At 70.3% G+C, this 15,199-nt stretch carries 14 protein-coding genes, 1 pseudogene and 1 other annotated feature; of the genes and pseudogenes, 10 read left to right on the top strand and 5 right to left on the bottom strand.

Features of this window, described 5'->3' with window-relative positions; all coding sequences use genetic code 11:
* Positions 1 to 334: 334 nt before the first annotated feature.
* Both KPL60_RS02795 and KPL60_RS34435 read right to left on the bottom strand, forming a co-directional pair.
* A complete protein-coding gene (locus tag KPL60_RS02795) occupies positions 335 to 907 on the bottom strand; it encodes a Fic family protein (protein WP_226364804.1) in 573 nt (190 codons plus the stop codon).
* Positions 904 to 1,221: a type II toxin-antitoxin system Phd/YefM family antitoxin gene (locus KPL60_RS34435; RefSeq protein WP_226364803.1), complete on the bottom strand. Its 318-nt coding sequence runs from the start codon at positions 1,219 to 1,221 to the stop codon at positions 904 to 906. Before KPL60_RS34435 ends, KPL60_RS02795 begins: the two co-directional genes overlap by 4 nt.
* A 179-nt stretch (positions 1,222 to 1,400) precedes the next feature.
* On the opposite strand from KPL60_RS34435, the gene KPL60_RS02785 reads away from it, so the two are divergent.
* Entirely contained in the window at positions 1,401 to 1,733 is a 333-nt protein-coding gene (locus KPL60_RS02785) for a hypothetical protein (protein WP_226364802.1), read from the top strand.
* A 289-nt stretch (positions 1,734 to 2,022) separates the two neighbouring features.
* On the opposite strand, the gene KPL60_RS02780 is transcribed toward KPL60_RS02785, so the two are convergent.
* Positions 2,023 to 3,096 carry a hypothetical protein gene (locus tag KPL60_RS02780; RefSeq protein WP_226364801.1) on the bottom strand — a complete coding sequence of 358 codons (1,074 nt, stop codon included), beginning with the start codon at positions 3,094 to 3,096 and terminating at the stop codon, positions 2,023 to 2,025.
* A gap of 691 nt (positions 3,097 to 3,787) precedes the next feature.
* Here KPL60_RS02780 and KPL60_RS02775 point away from each other — a divergent pair.
* From KPL60_RS02775 to KPL60_RS02765, 3 genes are all read left to right on the top strand, one after another.
* Entirely contained in the window at positions 3,788 to 4,147 is a 360-nt protein-coding gene (locus KPL60_RS02775; protein WP_226364800.1) for a hypothetical protein, read from the top strand.
* Positions 4,148 to 4,706: 559 nt separating this feature from the next.
* Complete coding sequence (locus tag KPL60_RS02770; protein ID WP_226364799.1) at positions 4,707 to 5,711, top strand: hypothetical protein; 1,005 nt, start codon at positions 4,707 to 4,709, stop codon at positions 5,709 to 5,711.
* Positions 5,712 to 5,852: 141 nt separating this feature from the next.
* On the top strand, positions 5,853 to 6,104 hold the full coding sequence (locus tag KPL60_RS02765) for a hypothetical protein (RefSeq protein WP_226364798.1): 252 nt from the start codon (positions 5,853 to 5,855) through the stop codon (positions 6,102 to 6,104).
* Between the two features lie 472 nt (positions 6,105 to 6,576).
* Here KPL60_RS02765 and KPL60_RS02760 read toward each other — a convergent pair whose 3' ends face one another.
* Positions 6,577 to 7,722, bottom strand: a complete 1,146-nt coding sequence (locus KPL60_RS02760) for an IS701 family transposase (RefSeq protein WP_226364762.1) — start codon at positions 7,720 to 7,722, stop codon at positions 6,577 to 6,579.
* Positions 7,723 to 7,737: 15 nt separating this feature from the next.
* Positions 7,738 to 8,994: pseudogene (locus KPL60_RS02755) on the bottom strand (IS3 family transposase).
* Positions 8,579 to 8,710: a sequence feature (AL1L pseudoknot), on the bottom strand. Its footprint overlaps the pseudogene before it by 132 nt.
* Between KPL60_RS02755 and KPL60_RS02750 the strand changes: the two are divergent.
* From KPL60_RS02750 to KPL60_RS02725, 6 genes are all read left to right on the top strand, one after another.
* Entirely contained in the window at positions 8,993 to 9,583 is a 591-nt protein-coding gene (locus KPL60_RS02750; protein WP_226364797.1) for a bifunctional DNA primase/polymerase, read from the top strand. The pseudogene KPL60_RS02755 and the gene KPL60_RS02750 sit on opposite strands and share 2 nt — an antisense overlap.
* 77 nt (positions 9,584 to 9,660) lie before the next feature.
* A complete protein-coding gene (locus KPL60_RS02745; RefSeq protein WP_226364796.1) occupies positions 9,661 to 10,320 on the top strand; it encodes a hypothetical protein in 660 nt (219 codons plus the stop codon).
* A 39-nt stretch (positions 10,321 to 10,359) separates the two neighbouring features.
* Positions 10,360 to 11,652, top strand: a complete 1,293-nt coding sequence (locus tag KPL60_RS02740; RefSeq protein WP_226364795.1) for a DUF1173 family protein — start codon at positions 10,360 to 10,362, stop codon at positions 11,650 to 11,652.
* A gap of 435 nt (positions 11,653 to 12,087) precedes the next feature.
* Complete coding sequence (locus KPL60_RS02735) at positions 12,088 to 12,888, top strand: hypothetical protein (protein ID WP_226364794.1); 801 nt, start codon at positions 12,088 to 12,090, stop codon at positions 12,886 to 12,888.
* A gap of 417 nt (positions 12,889 to 13,305) precedes the next feature.
* Positions 13,306 to 13,545, top strand: coding sequence for a hypothetical protein (locus KPL60_RS02730; protein WP_226364793.1), 240 nt, complete (start codon positions 13,306 to 13,308; stop codon positions 13,543 to 13,545).
* Positions 13,546 to 13,650: 105 nt separating this feature from the next.
* Entirely contained in the window at positions 13,651 to 14,595 is a 945-nt protein-coding gene (locus KPL60_RS02725; protein WP_226364792.1) for a DNA-processing protein DprA, read from the top strand.
* Positions 14,596 to 15,199 lie beyond the last annotated feature (604 nt).

Raw genomic sequence — 15,199 nt, 5'->3', positions numbered from 1 at the left:
GGGTGGTAGGCGAGGTAGGTGGCCAGGACCCGCAGGGCGGTCAGGGCCTCGTTCTCCCGTTCGACCCACTCGATTCGGCGGGCATCGCGTGCGTTGCGGAATGCTGATTGCAGCTGACGGGACAGGGCGGTTCCTGCCACGATGACGGGGTCTGACATCGCGATCCTCTCGCACAGCGCCGGGGAAACGGACTCAGTGTGCGACAGGGGACCGACAATTCTTCAGCCCACTCGGCCAGACGCGGCGGACACACCGGCAGGAACGCCTTGCCGACTCCGGCACACACGGCACACCCCCTCGAGAAGCCGGACCGACGTCGAGACGGAGGCGCTGCTCAGCTGTCGGTGGAGGCCGGCCGTGACTGGGGTGGCTGGCGGAGTGGCCTGACGAGGTGGGCGAGCATGGTGTGCAGGGCGGAGCTGTCACCGGCCAGCGAGAGCGCGGAGGCTCGGTTGTTCTCGGCCGGGTCCATCGTGGTCCAGCGCAGCTCGTAGCCCGCGTCGTGGGCGAGCTGGGCCAGGAACGCCCGCTGGGTGCGTCCGTTGCCCTCCCGGAACGGGTGCAGGGCGTTGATGTCGCCCAGCAGTTCGGCCAGGCCGGTGACGAAGCCGTCGAGGTCACGCCCGCGCAGCACCTGCTGGGCCTGCAGGCGGGTGAAGATGTCGTCGGCGAAGGTTTCGAGGTGGTGGGGCAGGCAGAACAGCTGTCCCTTGCCGATGGACACGGTGCGCAGCTGCCCGGCCCAGTCGTAGAGGTCGCTGAAGATGTAGTGGTGGAAATCCTGCAGGTGGTCCAGGTCGTAGCGCCCGGTGAGCTCGGCCTCGGCCTGGGCGAGCTCGGCCGGGTCGGAGATGCCCAGCCGGTTCCGCAGGACACCGGTGTCGAGGTAGGGGTCCGGGCCGGTCAACGGCGGTAACGGGCCAGGACACGCTCACGGGCCTCGTCGGTGCTCAGCGAACCCGCCGCGACACCGTCGAGCAACGCCAGGCTCTGCGCGCTGGGCTCGAGGCCCTCCGCGCGCACCGAGGCGAGCGCCTCGTCGACATCAGCGCGCCGCTGAGCCGCTCCGACGAGCTGCTCGTAACGGGCCACCGACATCACCACCGCCTCGGGCTTGCGATGCGCACCCACGAAGACGGGCTCCGCATCCGGGTCCTGCACCCGCTTCAACGTCGCCGCCAACGCCGTACGAAACTCCCGGAACGACAACACCTCAGGCACCCACACACCTCACAGCGTACCCGAACGCGTACACATTCGAGTACGCCACGGCTCACTCGTTGAGCGCGACTCCGAAAGCGGGCAAGGTCCCCGGCACGAATCTGAACCTGCCACCCGAGCACAGAACGCCTGGGAGGGGACACATGTCGGATACTGGAGCGTGGATCCCCGAGGAGAGCATGAGCTCTGGAGACCGGTTCGACAGCGCACTCCGTCAGCTGCATTCCCTACGGTGCACACCGACGCCCGCCCCTGACCGACCGGCCGGACCTGTCGGGCCGGCCACCGCTGGGCCGCTCTCCGAGGCCTCCGCCGGGCTGTTCACCCTGCTCACACAACTCGCCGCGATCACCGCTGAACTCGAACGCAACGATGAAGCCGCTGCTCACCCGACCGCACAGCAGCTGCTGGCGGACATCAGCGATGGTCTCGACCACGCCCAGCACGCTGCGATGGCCCTCCTCGTCTCGTACCGCACCGCGGACGGCACCGCCTGGACAGATCCCGGCTGAACAGACGCTGTCGCCAGTGCGGACCACAGTCTCTGGTGGTGGGAATGTGGAAGAGCAGTACCGAGCCCCGCGGGTTGCCCAGGGCCAGCTCCAACACCTGCTCGCGGGCTGGCCGTCGGTGTGCTCCAGCACGCCGATCGCATAGTTGCTATCGCCGGTGAAGACTGGTGAGCGGCCGCAGAACATCCGCGTCGTGACCTGGTGGACGCGATCCGGCGTGGCTGCACCGTCGGGGTCCTGCACACTGAGCCCTACGCCGATCTGGACTCCGGCCGTGCAAGCGCATCGATCAGCAGGTCGGCAGATCAAGCGTCACGGTCGCCACCGACAGGTAGAACGGTGCGGGAACCGGCGGGCGACGCAGCCGGGCGACCCGCCCAAGCATCAGGCGCGGCCACCGCGGGGCGGCCCGGACGCCCGTCAACAGCACCGTGACGCGAGCGGGGTTGGCAGGATTGATCGCGAGGCCCGGGCCGTAGGTTCCGCGGGCCATCCAGAGTGGAGTACCCGGCGCATCGGTGTCGAGGAGCCGCCGAGGCTGCGACCAGTCCGCGCGGTCGGCGCTGGGGTGCGCCGCCGTGCTCCACCACAGGCCCTGAGGCGGGAAACCGCCCGTGTCGTGCAGGTCGGACCCGCGTGCCAGCAGCATCACCCACCCGTTGCCGCGCGGCGCGATCGCGATGTCGAAGAAGCCCTCGTCCGGCCCGGCGAACACGCGCGGCGGCGTCCAACCGGTCAGGCCGTCCTCGCTCTCGACGCACCGCAGCTCGTAGTCGGGGTACTCGCCGGGACCAATCTCGTGGGGGTTCGCCTGGTACCACATCCGGTAGCGACCCCCGGAGTGAACGACTCGCGGTTCGAGCACGCTCCACCGTGGGGCGCTGCCCTCCAATACCGGTGCTCCGCGCCGCCGCCACTGGCCGCCGGTGTGCTCGAGCACGCCGATCGCGTATCTGCTCCCGGGCCCGTAGTGCTTTACGTTCGCCCGACCCGAGTAATAGACCCGGGCGCCGTTGCCCCCAGCCGGCGGGACGTAGCTCGGGGTGTGCATGCCGGCAGCGTCCCAACAGCCCTTCGGCGGGTCGGCGGCCAGCGGTCGGGCCCGGCCCCGAGGGTCGGGATCGATCCGCCATGGACCGCTGGGACCGGTCGCCTCGTCGACCAGGTGCGCGCGGAACAGGCGGTTGCGGAACGTGGTGGTGAAGCCGCCGACGAACAAGGTCCACCGGCCGTCGACGAGGTGGACGTTCGGGTCACCGACACCGAGAAGCCCTCGCGGCATCGGACCGTCAAGCATGTCCCACAGCACAATCGGCGCGGGGCTACCCTGGGAGCGCCACAGATCGGGCTGGTCGGCGTTCATGGGTGCGACCTCCTGGCTGGAGACGCGCCGCAGCGCGCTGACTCCCCCGCGGATCAGGTAGGTCGGTTCCCAGAAACTACCGCGGTGTCCGGTTCGGTAGCAACCGGTTCACACGATGCCTACGTTCCTGCGGCCTTTACGCCCCGATCGCTCATGATGCCTTCCACACAGTTCGCGGAAGCGCTTGAAGCTGAGCGCAACCGGCCGCTCAGCGCACGTGAGGCCCGCAACGTCCAGAGGGTCCAAAGCCGACTGCGAGCAACTCTGTCTGAAGACCTGCAGCCGTGGCTTCGAGACGTCGACCGGCTCGCACAGACGATGCTCGCAACCACTGAGGACGGCTCAGGCGAGAAACCGGCTCTGGGATGATGCGCGACAGCGTGGACAGGCACCCGAGATAGAGCACCCGGCTGCCACCGTGAGCAGCTGCAGCAACGGGCGCTTGCCGGCGTTGAGCAGACTCGCCTGCATCAGTGGCGTCTGCGTCCGCGCTGACCGGTCCGTTGCTGCTGACGCTGGCGTCGCGACTCATCGCCAGGAACGAGGCACTGCCTTGATCTCGAGCCGATGGCGATGCCCGGTTTTCTGAAAGATGGTGGGCGTGTCGCGCTGTCCTGATTTCAGAAAACCGGGCAGGATCACCGCCATGGCGAGAAGACCGACAGGGCGCCCGTCGAAGGGCCCGCGTGCAGTGGTTCTTCCACGGGTACTGCTGGCCGACGATCTTGCGCTCAAGACGCTGGCCACCAACCTCGGCTGGTACGTCTCGGAGACCGCTGCGAAGCTCATCAACATCGGGCTTCAGCACGTCGACGAGCTCCCAGACGAGCTGCCCCTCCGAGTCCCCCGCAGCGAGTCAGCAGGCTTCACAGCCCGGATCCCTCTCCCCGACGACCAGGTCGTCCGTGAGATCGCTCGGGAACGCGACCGCAGCATCTCGCTCGTCGCCGGCTCACTGATCCACCTGGGCCTGCGCTACCGCAACGAGATCCCGGGCCAGATCCCGGTCCAGTACAACCGCCCGGAGCAGCCCCTGACCAAGGCCTCCTAAAAGAACGAGACGGTCTCCCTGCCAGGAGACCGCCTCGGATCGTTCTCGCGTCAGCCGGACCTGCACCCGCCTGATGCCGTAGCCCCGGCGAACCGGGGCCGTTACCCCACCTGCGAAGAAGGGGCGCTTTCGCGTGTCCAGGATACATCCTGGGCCGGGAGCCAACCACCTTAGACACGGGGCGAATTCGTCATGCCCGGAAAACCGCCGCTCACCAGCGGCGGAGACCGGGTTCTGCATCCGCTGCTACGAGCACGGCGCGTTCACCCTGGCCTCCGGCCCCACCTCCGACCTCTGCCTGCTCCACCAGCTCCCCCTCGGCGCGCAACCGCCCGCCGGCGACTTCGGCATCCGCAGCACTGCCGCACCTCGTCGCGCGCCGCGCGGCCGCGCCGCGCGCTCGACCTCAGGCCCCTCCAGCGGTCCCGGGCGCCCGAGCCGCGCTCTGCCTCCCACCGCCCGAGCGCGCGCCCGCGGTGTCACCCGCGCCCGCGCCCGACACGCCCGCGGGTTCACCCCGCACCCCGGGTGGCGCAACTTCATCGACCACCAGTGGCGGGTGCTGACCTCCCAGCCCGAGGCCCTCGAATACATCGCCCGCCTCGTCGACGACGAGGAGTGGCGCTCGGACAAGCGCACCAGCTGGTCGGCGATCCTGCGCCGCCTGGTCTGCCACATGGACTGGGACACCGGCCTGATCACCGGGCTCACCACCGACCGCCTCGGCGCCGCCGGCGCCCGCGCCGCCCGCACCGTGTCCCGCGTCCTGGCCTGGGCCCGCGACCGCGGCCTGCTCGTCGTCGTCGAAGCCGGAGCCAGCGCCGAGTTCCTCGGCACCGACACCGGCCGCACACCGACCTACGCCCTGGTCACCCACAGCCCCCTCCCCCAGCTCACCGCGCCGACCGACCACACACACGAACACCCAGCTCAGACCACTGTGGATGAAAGTGGCGACCTCCCCACTTCTCACGTGAGTCTTAAGCCCTTGTCGGGCGGCAGACGGTCAGTGACCACCAAAGCAGCCAAGTGGCACCCCTACGACGTCCCCAACACGCCCGGTGCCAGAAACCAAGCCACCCTCACCCTGCTCACCCTTCTCGGCCTAGGAGGCCGACAACCGGGCACGATCGACATCTGGCGTGCCCGGTCGCTGCTCAAGCCGTGGTGGGAGGCCGGCGCGACCGTCGCTGGGCTGCGCCACGCACTCGAACACCACCCCGACCACCCCGACCGACCGCGTGGACCAGTCACCACCGGTGCCCGCGACCCCCTGCGGGTCATCGGCGCCCGCCTACGCCCCTGGCAGGGACGCCTCGGCGAGATCCGCGCCGTACAGATCGGCCGGATGCGCGCGAGCACCGGCACCGGCAGCGGGCCCACCCCTCCCGCACCGCTGTCGCCAGTTCTGCGGGACCGGCCGGCGGGACGAGGGGCGCGGATGGCCGCCAGGGAAGCGCTCAGCGAGCACCTCCGCGAGCTGCGCGAAGCCCGCGACCTCCCGTCGAGCGGTCCCCAAGGACCACCGCACCGGTCCGGGACGAGGACCAGGCGGATCCGATGAGCTGGCCGCCCTCCGACCACAGCAAGACCCTCCAGCCCCGAGCCGAGCTCGGGAGGGGTCCCGAGAGAGCGCTCCTACCCTCCGTGAAGTCCAAGATCACCAAGCAGGAGGCGTAGGACCATGCGGGTTCTCAGGTCCACGATGATCGGCCTCGCCCTCGGGGCCGCCACGCTGACGTCGGTCGGTGCCGGGGCCGCCGCCGCAGCCCCCATTACCCCTGCCCAGTCCCCAACCTGGAGCTACGTCGCGACCTACGCGAACAGGGGTGCGTGCGAGGAGGCGATCGCTGCCTACCGGGGCAGACCCGACACCTCTGAGTACCGCTGCATCTCGAACGGCAACCCGACCCAGAGCCAGGAAACCAGCTGGTCGTTCTACAACCTGCGGTACTGACCACGACCGACCGCACTGCCCCAGACGACGACGGCCGTCCCGGAAGGAGACCGGGGCGGAGTCGTCAGGTCCCAGCGATGACGATCCGGGTGCCCTCCGGGGCCGGGGTATCCAGGTCGGTCACCTGGACACCGTTGAGGCGAACTCGCCCGGCCTCGAAGTGCATCGCGAGTCGGTCGCCCAACAGAGCCGCCCGGGTTCGTACGGTCGGGACGTCCTGTGGCGCGGTCTCATCACTCACGCTGCTCATCCTCCTCCCTGGGACGTTGGCGCACCTCCAGCAGGGCCGGGGCGCGGCATGGCTACTAGTACTACAGTCGCGTTTATGGGTTGTGGCTGCGGTGTTGGTAGTGGTGCTGTTGGGCGGTGTGTTGGTGTCTTCGTCGCCAGCGTGAGCGGCGCAGCACGTGGCCGGGGTCGGCGATCGTGTCCAGTGCGAGGGTGGCGATGAGGTGGCGGATCTCGGGCAGGCTCAGCGCGATGAGCTCGCCGCTGTCGGCGTGGAGAGCCCCCTTTTTGACCGTGTCACGGTGAGGAAGGCGTGCGCGAGCATGGAGAGAGTGATGTGCCGGTACCAGCCGGTGTATTGCCGGACTTGGTAATGATCGAGGCCGGTCTGGCCTTTCGCGGTCTGGAAGGTCTCCTCGATCGCCCACCGCGCGCCGGCGACCCGGGCCAGCTCGCTGAGCGCGACTCGCTTGGGCGTGTGGCAGAGGTAGTACGCCAGCTCTGAGGGGGCAGTCAGGCTGCGGCGGGCCAGCAGCCAGTACTCGGCGTCGGGATCGCGTTCCCCGTTGATCCGCGCCCGCGCCCACGCGTAGCGACGGTCGCCCTTCGATCCGGCGCCGGCTGACCTGCTGCGCCACGCGGTGGCCGGCAGTCCTGCGATGAGCGCGTCGGCCCGGTACTCGCTCCCGATGATCGACGAGGTGGTCTTGGCGATCACGCGCTGGTTGGAGGGGATCGCGAGCACGTAGCTCATCTGACGGTCTTCGAGGCTCTTGCGGAGCCGGTAGTGCTGTCCGTAGACGGCATCGCCGGTCACCCACGACGCCGGAACCCCGCCGTCGATCGCGCGGGCGATCATCTCGACCGCCAGCTCGGGCTTGGTGCGGAACTCACGATCAGCAGGGATCCCCGCACGGTCACATCGGGGGCGATCCTCGGTCCACGCCTTCGGCAGATACAGCTCCCCGTCCAGGAACGTCCGCCCATGCGGCGTCGCATAGGTCAGGAACACACCGACCTGCGCGTTCTCAATCCGACCCGCCGTGCCGGTGTATTGCCGCGCGACACCCGCCGACCGGTCTCCCTTCTTCAGGAACCCGGTCTCGTCGACGACGAGGATCCCAGCCCGGTCGCCCAGGTGCGCAACGACATACGTGCGCAGATCGTCCCGCACTGCATCGGGATCCCAGTCCGTCGTCGACAGCAGCCGCTGCATCGGATCCGGCACCGGCTGACCGGCCTGCTCGGAGATCGTCCACGAGTTCTTCCGCTCCCGCTCCGAGAGCAGCCCCCGCACATACGCGACCGCGTTCGCCCGCGGCTCCGAACGCGCGAACCGCGACCCAATCAACCGCGCGATCTCGTCCAGACCCGCCGCCCACTCCCGCACTGAACCGCCCCGGGTTCAGTGGAGGCTGGGTTCTGCCCGTTCAGCATGCTGCTGCGGGGCGTGATTGCGGTAGTAGGTGGCTTCGGCTTCGGTCGGTGTGATCATCCCGAGTTGGCCGTGCAGGCGCCGATGGTTGAACCAGTCGATGTACTCAAGGGTGGCGATCTCGAGGTCGTCCACGCCGCGCCACGGGCCCCGCGGACGGATCAACTCGGTCTTGAACAGGCCGTTGAAACTCTCCGCCAGAGCATTGTCGTAGGAGTCCCCGCGACTACCGACCGACCCGACCGCGCCTGCCTCGGCGAGGCGTTCGGTGTAGCGGATCGCCAGATATTGCACCCCGCGATCGGAGTGGTGCACCAGCCCCGAGATGTCGGCCTGTTGCAGCTCACGACGCCACAACGCCATCTCCAGAGCGTCGAGGGCCAGGTCGGTGCGCAGATGCCGGGCCAGTTGCCAGCCGACCACCATCCGGGAATACACATCGACGACGAACGCGGCATAGACCCAGCCCGAGAACGTGCGCAGGTAGGTCAGATCCGCCACCCACAACCGGTTGGGCCCTGGCGCCCGGAACCGGCGTTCAACCAGATCCGCCGGCCGCTGCGCGCCGTGCTCGACAACCGTGGTGCGCACCGTGCGGCCCCGGACCGCACCGCGAATCCCGAGCTCACGCATCAGGCGCTCGACGGTGCAGCGCGCCACCCGGGTGCCTTCCCGGTTGAGCGCGGCCCAGATCTTGTCCGCCCCATAGACCCGGTAGTTCTCGGCGAACACCCGCCCGATCTCAACCTTGAGGACCTCATCGCGGCGCGCCCGCAACGAGAGCGGACGGGTCTTGGCCGCGTAGTAGCTGCGGGGCGATCGGCACGCCGGCCGCGGCCAGCACTGTGCAGATCGGCTCGACCCCGAACCGGTCGCGATGGGTGTCGATGTAGTCGATCACTTGCTGCCGCTGGGGCGGTCGAGCTCCGCCGCGAAGAAAGCCGACGCCGTGCGGAGAATCGCGTTCGCCCGCCGCAGCTCAGCGTTCTCCTTCTCCAGAGCCCGGATCCGGTCCCGCTCCGAGGTCGACGTCCCCGCCCGCACGCCCTGATCGATCTGGACTTGTTTGACCCAGCCCCGCAACGTGTCCCGATTGATCCCCAGCTGCTCCCCGACCCGGGTGCACGCCGCGGTCACGTTCACCTGCTCCTCGCCCTCGACCAGGTCCAGGACCAACCGGACCGACCGCTCCCGAATCTCATCGGGGTACTTCTTCGGCGCTGGCATGACTCCAACCCTTCCGTGGGTTCAGAGCCTCCATCAAGACCGGGGCGGTTCACTGCGCAACACCCACGGAGGGCACGGGCACAGCCTCGGCCCGCTCGTAGATACACGCGCGGGGGGTGGGTTCGTCGTCGGCGCCGGCAGCATCCGCCCCGAGGGCGCCTACCTGGTCGCCGAGCACGGCCAGATCGCAGAACTTCCGACGTGGCTGGCCACCCTGCTCACGCCGCCGCCGACGCCGCGCCCGCAGGGACCGCCGACGAGGGACCTGCCGACCAAGCGGGCGAACGCCTACATCGCAGCAATCCAGGCCGACGAACTCGACAAGGTCGAACACGCCGCGGAAGGCCGGCGGCAGGTCACCCTGCTGGGCGCTGCCCGGGTCTTCGGTCAGCTCGTCGGTGGCGGGGAGCTCGACGCCGACAACGCCTACGCGGCCCTGCTCGACGCCGCCGCAACCCACATCGGTGTCGCGGGGTTCAGCCGCGCCGAGGCTGAGCGCACGATCACCCGAGGGATGACCTTCGGGATCCGCGCCCCACGCACCATCGCCCGTAACCGCACCACCAACTCCACCGACGACGAGCAGTAGCCCGAGGACCAGAGCAGCCACCGACGCCGCCGCCTCGTCCTGGGACGCCCGTCTGACGAACTACCGGAGGGAACAGCATGTCCGGAACCAGTGAGGGTTACGACCGGCAGCTCGGAACGACTCGGGGCCGGGCTGATGAGTACGACCGCCGCATGGTCGAACTCGGGATGGCCGATTCAGAGCAGCACAGACCGGGCCTGGGCCGGTTCTATGGGTACGGGGCGCGTCACGTCTACACCGAGAACGCGGCCCGCTATCTGGGGGAGATGCCCGACGGCTCTTTCGGGACTCCTCACGTCGCCCACGAAGCGTGGGCCGTCCACGAGGCCAGAACGGATCTGAGGATCGCGACCGGGCAGCTTGCACAGGATCAAGATCTAGAGGCCGACGGTTACCTCGTACGCCAGAATCCCGATCACGACTGGGCTGAGGAAAGGGCGGCGATCGACGACGCCCGCGAAACACTGGCGGTCGCCGAGCAGCGCCTTGCCGCCGCGGAACGCGGCGAACTCACCCCAGCCACACCCGACCCTGCTGAATCGGACTGGACCACCAAGGTCCACCCGGCCTCTCTGGCTGCCTACCACGCGGCCCTTGGCCACCTCCAGTACGAGCGCGACGGCGGCGCACCCCACCTCTACGAGGAACTGGTCGAGGATTGGGAGGCCCAGCTCAACCGCGAGATCGCCGAGCACGACGGCGTCGAATTGGACGAAGAACTCGGCCTGGAGCCATAAACGTCCGCAGGACCGAGTCGATCCGGGTAAGGAGACCGCATGCCCCACGGACGCGACGGGCGGCCGTCGACCTCCCGCCACCGAGGCAGCCAGTCCGCGCACAAGCGCGAGATCTCGCGCACGCGGGTGCGTCTCGCCGGGCACGAGGTCGCGTTGTGGCAGCTACGCCGCGCAGCGGGGGACTACCGGGCGCTGGTGGAGAAGGCCAAAGTCACCGACGGTTGCGCCTGGTGTCTGTGCACCGACCCGTCACCACGGCTGGTGATCCGCCACCGCGAGGGGATCTACTACCTGGCCTGCTGGCCCGGCGGTGGACAAACCCATGTCCGCAGCTGCGAGTTCTACAACACCGGTGGACGGTGGTCGGGGCGAAGCCACTACCAGCCCGGTGCCCTGCAGGAGGACGACGACGGCAGCGCGAGCGTGTCGCTGTCGCTCCCCCTGCGCGTCCGCGCCACGAACCCGGCAGCAGCAGCGGGCGCCACAGGCCGTGGTCCGGGGGCTGCGCGGTCCCGGATGGGGCTGCTCGGGCTGCTGCACTATCTGTGGGAACGCGCGGACCTGACCCGCTCCGCCCCGCAAAACGGGACAGGGACCGGCCGGCGTGGGTGGGCCGCTGCCAGTCCGCTGCTGCGGTCGGCGATCATAGGAGTCACCTCGGCGGGCCTGCCGCTGTCCTGGTGCTGTTACGTGGTCCCACCGTTCGACCCAGCCCACCCTGAGCAGCACAATGGCACGTTCGCGCGGTTCACCGGCCGCCTGGTCGAGCGCAACGGGACGGCGCAGCGGGGCTTGGTGCTCGGCGCGGTTCGCTCCTGGAGCCCGACCCCGTACGGGCAGCGCTGCGACCTACGCCATCACCGCACCCCGATCTTCTTCTCCACGGCGCTGCACGAGCGCATCCGTCGCGCGGCGCCGTCGGCGATGACCGACCGCCGCCCCGCCGGCAGCGAGCAGGTCGTGCTCGCCCTTGTAGCGCGCAGCGAGAAGGGCAACCTGTCCGCCGTCGGCGCCGCGGTGATGCTGACCAACGCCGATCTCGTCCCGGCCGACTCCACGCACGAGGTCGTCATGGCCGATGCCCTCACCGCAGCGAGACGGGCCTTCGTCAAACCGCTGCGCTACGACGGTGACGCCGCTGTCCTGCCGGACTTCGTACTCACCGACACCGATCCGACGACCATGGTCGAGGTCTGGGGAATGCTCGACCGTGACGACTACACCGCTCGTAAACAGACCAAGGTCGAGCACTACCGCAGCACGAACACCCCGCTGATCGAGTGGGATGTCCGCGGACCGCTACCGGACCTGCGCCGCCACCTCGCGAACTGAACGCCCCCGCGCACATCCGCGCCGAGGACTCGAGGATGGCCACGCCCGCTGATCCTCACCCCGTACCCGTGGAAGAGACCACTGTCGGGTCGACGGCACGTCGACGACCGTCGGAACAGGGGGTCGAACGTCATGTCGCTGACCTCGCAGCTGCAGCGGGGTGAGCTGGCGCGCTGGTCCGCGGCCCACCTGCCCGGCACCGCTGCTGTGGTCGAACAGGTCCGCGCGGCCGCAACCACGTCGACGCTCGCGCAACCGGGTGCCAGGGTCGGGACGGGCCACTGGTCGACGGTGGGCGGAGTTGTCGGTGCAAGGCTGGCCGCGCTAGTGCAAGACGCCCCTCCGTATGCGGCTCTGAGTGGTCTTCAGGCCGCCGACCTGTGCTCCCCAGCTGCTGCCCACCGCATCGCCTCCGCGTACGCGTCTGTACAGGCGGTGCTCGACCAGCAGCCCGACCTGGCCGCCGAAGCCGCCGGGGTACGGCCGACCCCGAGCGACATCATGGTCATCACCGGACCGACACCGGACTCATCGCGCCGAGGCTGGGGTGACGCGGCGCTGCAGGAGCTCGCCGAGCGCGGCCGCCGCTTCCACACCGGCCACGCCCCGACCGGCACGGTCGGCACCGCCGGCGCCGAGAGGGGTCTGGCCCGCGCCTACGGCGTCTGGGCACTGGGCGAGGACCGCTACCGCGCCGGGATCACCCCGCGAGCCCTGGCCTCCCTGCCCGGGTCCACCACGACCCCGACGGTGGAAGCCCTGCGCCAGCTGTGTCCGGATCCGGTCGTCGTCGACGCCGCCGGTGTCGTCCGGCACTTGGACGAGTCCGGCACCCTGGCCCGGTGGCACCGCTGGGCCGGTGACCCGGTCCCCGGCGAAGGGCTGGGCTACGCCAGCCCGCTGCTGGTCCCGCACTGGGCCGAAGCCGACCTACTCATCGGCGACACACTGATCGAGGTCAAGACCGTGCTGCGCACAGACCAGCCCGCGCGGATCGCACGATGGCTGTGGCAGCTACTCGGCTACGTCTGGCTCGACACCGCAGACCGGTGGCAGATCCGTCGGGCGGCGCTCTACCTCGCCCGCCACGGCGTCACCGTGGCCTGGCCGATCCCCGAACTCGAGGCCCGAATGGTGGGCGACCCCGGCCGAGTCGAGGGAGCGCGGCACGCATTCCGCCGACTCGCCCATCAGAGCGCGATCGCTGAGGGCGCGGCACTGCTGCCACCGCCCTGACCACACCCCAGAACCGGATCCGCGGGGCAGGCGCTCGGCGGGGCGCCCCGGGCGCTCGGGCGACACGACTGGACCACCCGGAGGTCAGCACACCCGGGGCGGGCGACGCGCCGATAACCCGCCGCCGACCCGCCCGGGTGATCCCGCCCCAGCAGGCTGCAGTGGCCCGCCGGTGCCGTGAGTCGCCCTCGACCACGCCGGGTGCGCCCAGACCGCGCCACTCGCTGTGAGCTCGACATCGGCAGGGGCGAGCCAGGTGCTGCCCTGCGGGGTCCAGGTCCCCTCGGGGTCGGGAGGCGGTCTCACACCGGTCGGGCCAGCACCAGGTTCCCGCCGTCCCTGCGGGACCCGCCGCGGGCCGCGCTGAGGCTGCGCCGCGTTCCAGCCGCACCGACCGAGCACACGGAGGTGGCCACGATGGCCGAGAAGTTCCGCATGGAGAACGGGCTGCTGCTCAGCGACGGCCACACGCTCGTCGAATTCGCCGACGGATGCGCCGCCGGGGGCGGACTGATCCCCGGGGTGCACGAGGTCGACGCCGTCGTCCCTTGCCCGGACTGCGAGGCCGAGCACCGCGTGAGCAGCGCGCAGGTGATCCCGACCGCGCACAACATCACGATCAGCGAGGTCGAGCCGGAGGACGAGCCCGGCAACTGACCCCACACCGCTGATCGCGGTGTCTGTGCAGGTGCCCGGGGTGGGAGGCCACCCCGGGCACGCCCCGTCTCCACACCCCCTTCCTGACCTGCGAGAGGTGCCCTGATGCTGACCAACACCCACCCGTCTATCCCCGGCCCGAAGCCCGGTCCGGACCCGCTGGCCGAGATCCGCGCTACGCGCGCGTTCCTGATGCGTCTGATCGACCGCTACTGCCCCGACCTGGAACATCTCGTGCTGCACATCGGTCCGCTCGCCGCAGCCGAGCGCCTCCGCAGCGGCGACATCCCCGGAATCCTGAGAGAGCAGGTGACCCCGGACCGCGTACGGGCCGCGGCCACCGCTGTCGAGACCGACGCGGAGACCAGCGCCCGGTGCGGAGCGCGTCTGCTGATTCCCGAGGACGAGCGGTGGTGGCCCACGGCCCTGGCCGGGACCATGGGGATCCCCGGAGCCCAGGGTATGTGGGTACGTGGCCGCGCCGAGCTGGAGATGCTGGCCCAGCCCTCGGTGGTCATCTCGGGGGCACGCGCCGCCAGCGGCTACGGCATCCACGTTGCCGGCGAACTCGCCGGCGAGCTCTCTGGGGCCGGGCGCGTGATCATGTCCGGTGCCGGGTTCGGGATCGACGCGGCCGCACACCGCGGCGCGCTGGCTGCGCAGGGCACCACGGTGGCCGTGCTGCCGTGTGGCATCGATCGGGCCCACCCGACCGCGCACGTGAACCTGCTCGACCGGATCGCCGAGAACGGGCTGGTCGTCTCCGCGCAGCCGCCCGGCACGATGATGACCCGGGACCGCATGCTCGACCGGAACCGTCTGCTCGCCGCGCTCGGTCACGCCACCGTGGTCGTCGAGGCCGCGGCACGGTCCGGGGTCCTGCACCTCGTCGGGGCCGCGAACGCGTCCGGCCGCCCGGTCATGGCTGTGCCCGGCCCAGTGACTTCGGCCTTGTCGGTCGGGACCCACCGGTTGATCCAGGACGGGGCGACGATGGTGACCGGGAGCGGCGATGTGATCGCCGGTCTCAGGCAGCCGTGGTGCCCCTGAACTGACGGTCTATTCGAGGAGACAGGCCACGGCCGTGAGCCTCGACAGCTTCGATGCCGACATCCTGGTCGGAAGTCCTGACCCCGCCGGTGCCGGTCGGCAGAGGGGCGGTCACTAGCTCGGTGCCGGTCGGCAGGGGCCGGTCACCAGTCCCGGTGCCGGTCGGGTGGGTCGGTCACCGGCTCGGTGCCGGTGGGCAACCGTGGGGTGGCGGCGGGGCCGGTAGCGGTGCGGGTGGGGCCTCCGGTGCTCGGCACGACTGGATCGCCCGAAGGTCAGCACACCCGCGCCGGGGCGTAGCGCCGATGAGCCGCCGCCGACCCGTGCGGGTGATACCGCCCGACGAGGTCGCGCCGGGTGCGCGGAGGCCGCCTCGCAGTCACTCGTGACGCGCGAGTTCGGCGCGTCGGCTGGTCGCCGTCCCTGCCCGCTGGTGGGCGCGCATGGGCGCCGGCGGGTGACCGCCACGGGTTCGCCCGAGGTCGGTAGCGGTCTCACCCGCACGGGCCAGCACCGGCTCCCCGCCGTCCCTTCGGGACCCCGGCACGGGCGTGCTGAGGCTGCGCCGCGTTCCAGCCGCACCGACCACCGGAGGCCCAGATGA

It is taken from the genome of Pseudonocardia sp. ICBG162 (genome assembly GCF_020496225.1).
GTDB lineage: Bacteria > Actinomycetota > Actinomycetes > Mycobacteriales > Pseudonocardiaceae > Pseudonocardia > Pseudonocardia alni.
The sequence above is the reverse complement of the archived record's forward strand: the minus strand, read 5'-3'. Positions and strand labels throughout refer to the sequence as shown.

What these genes read in the sequence shown, in the direction of transcription:
- KPL60_RS02750 (WP_226364797.1), top strand. Translation starts at nt 8,993, where the DNA reads ATGACTCCAACCCTTCCGTGGGTTCAGAGCCTCCATCAAGACCGGGGC.
- KPL60_RS02745 (WP_226364796.1), top strand. Translation starts at nt 9,661, where the DNA reads ATGTCCGGAACCAGTGAGGGTTACGACCGGCAGCTCGGAACGACTCGG.
- KPL60_RS02785 (WP_226364802.1), top strand. Translation starts at nt 1,401, where the DNA reads ATGAGCTCTGGAGACCGGTTCGACAGCGCACTCCGTCAGCTGCATTCC.
- KPL60_RS02780 (WP_226364801.1), bottom strand. Translation starts at nt 3,096, where the DNA reads ATGAACGCCGACCAGCCCGATCTGTGGCGCTCCCAGGGTAGCCCCGCG.
- KPL60_RS02730 (WP_226364793.1), top strand. Translation starts at nt 13,306, where the DNA reads ATGGCCGAGAAGTTCCGCATGGAGAACGGGCTGCTGCTCAGCGACGGC.
- KPL60_RS02740 (WP_226364795.1), top strand. Translation starts at nt 10,360, where the DNA reads ATGCCCCACGGACGCGACGGGCGGCCGTCGACCTCCCGCCACCGAGGC.
- KPL60_RS02765 (WP_226364798.1), top strand. Translation starts at nt 5,853, where the DNA reads ATGATCGGCCTCGCCCTCGGGGCCGCCACGCTGACGTCGGTCGGTGCC.
- KPL60_RS02725 (WP_226364792.1), top strand. Translation starts at nt 13,651, where the DNA reads ATGCTGACCAACACCCACCCGTCTATCCCCGGCCCGAAGCCCGGTCCG.